Here is a 1,269-nt window from a genome sequence, read left to right on the forward strand (position 1 = left end):
TGCCACGCCCGCCGACGCCAGCAAGCTCGCGCCGATCTGCCGCACGGCCGGAAACGTCATCAACGCGCCACCAAATCCGATGATCACGATGACCACCATCACGGAGCGCGCCAGCACGCGTGCCTGCGTGTGTATCCGGCGGGCCTGCAGATTATCCTTGGAGTCGAGCGGATGGGCCTGAACCAGCGCCTCCGCCACGGCGCCGACCGAACGCACGGCGAGCCACGTCAGCCCGACGATCAACGAAAGGGTCAGCAGGTCGCGCAATGCGGCGGCGAAGGGCAGCGAATCCGGCGCTTCGACCAGCACGAAGCCGAGCGCGAGGATGATGAGGAGCGCGAGCGCGGGTTTATCGATGAAACGCAGGACCACGCTCATCAGCGGGTACGGCCGCGCGATGCGCACGAGAATCCGTGCACCGACGCGATGTACGCCGATGGCAAACAGGACCGCGAGCGCTGCTACGACAATGGCGCCGGGCCAGGTGTTGAGCGGCGCCGAAGCGATGCGCTCGAAGGTATCGAAATTGATCATCTTCGTCGTGGAATCAGCCTTGAGAAGGTGGATACGACGGGATTTGCAAAAGGCCGGTTAAATGACCGGCGTATTGCAGTGCAGCAAATGCTGTGCCCGGCTGATCAGGCGGCGGGCATCAGAGGGGCGCACAGCCAAGGAACGCTTACTTTTCCGCCTTGCACGGAAAGGCTTTACCCAAGCCCAGGGAAACCATGGTCGTCGCGTTAAAAGTGCCTTGGGCGGGATTCTCGGCGATAAATTTACGCACCGCGTCAGTCAACTCCTGCGGTTTTACATCGACGGGAAGGCAAAAATACTGGCCTACCTGCGGACCGGAAGTGCCGCCGATTGCTTCGATCGTGTTGTAGATGCCGTCAGCGGCACCTTCTATGTAAGCCGCGCATGCGCTGCGCGAAGCGGTGTCCGTCTTGGTACAAAGCATGTTCAGATCGTTGCCGGTGAACGCTGCCGCGCTTAGCGGAAACGCAAGCACCCCGGCCATGACTAAAACCCGCAGCATGATGATCCTTTTTATGATTGGCGGTTGCCGGGTGTGGCCCTCCCTGCGCCTTGCAGCGCCTTTTGGCTCGATCCCGGCTTGTTAGGCTATGTCTTGTGTTGAAGCTCTGCGTCGCGAGAGAAACCGGTTCGATTTGCCGGCCTCGCTTCGCGAGTGCGTCATTTTGCACTGTTTGTACCGGTTTGCGGGGTTCCGGATGCGCCCGCGGCGCCCGCCGCCTGCATGGACGCCAA

Annotated in this window: 1 protein-coding gene and 1 pseudogene; both read right to left on the bottom strand. The window is 61.5% G+C overall.

Annotated elements, in window-relative coordinates; translation table 11 throughout:
- Positions 1–534: pseudogene (locus tag ACRXB1_RS36210) on the bottom strand (mechanosensitive ion channel family protein); the annotation flags it as partial.
- Between the two features lie 145 nt (positions 535–679).
- On the bottom strand, positions 680–1,036 hold the full coding sequence (locus ACRXB1_RS36215) for a Rap1a/Tai family immunity protein (protein ID WP_061999367.1): 357 nt from the start codon (positions 1,034–1,036) through the stop codon (positions 680–682).
- Positions 1,037–1,269 lie beyond the last annotated feature (233 nt).

Source organism: Caballeronia sp. M23-90 (assembly GCF_053574605.1).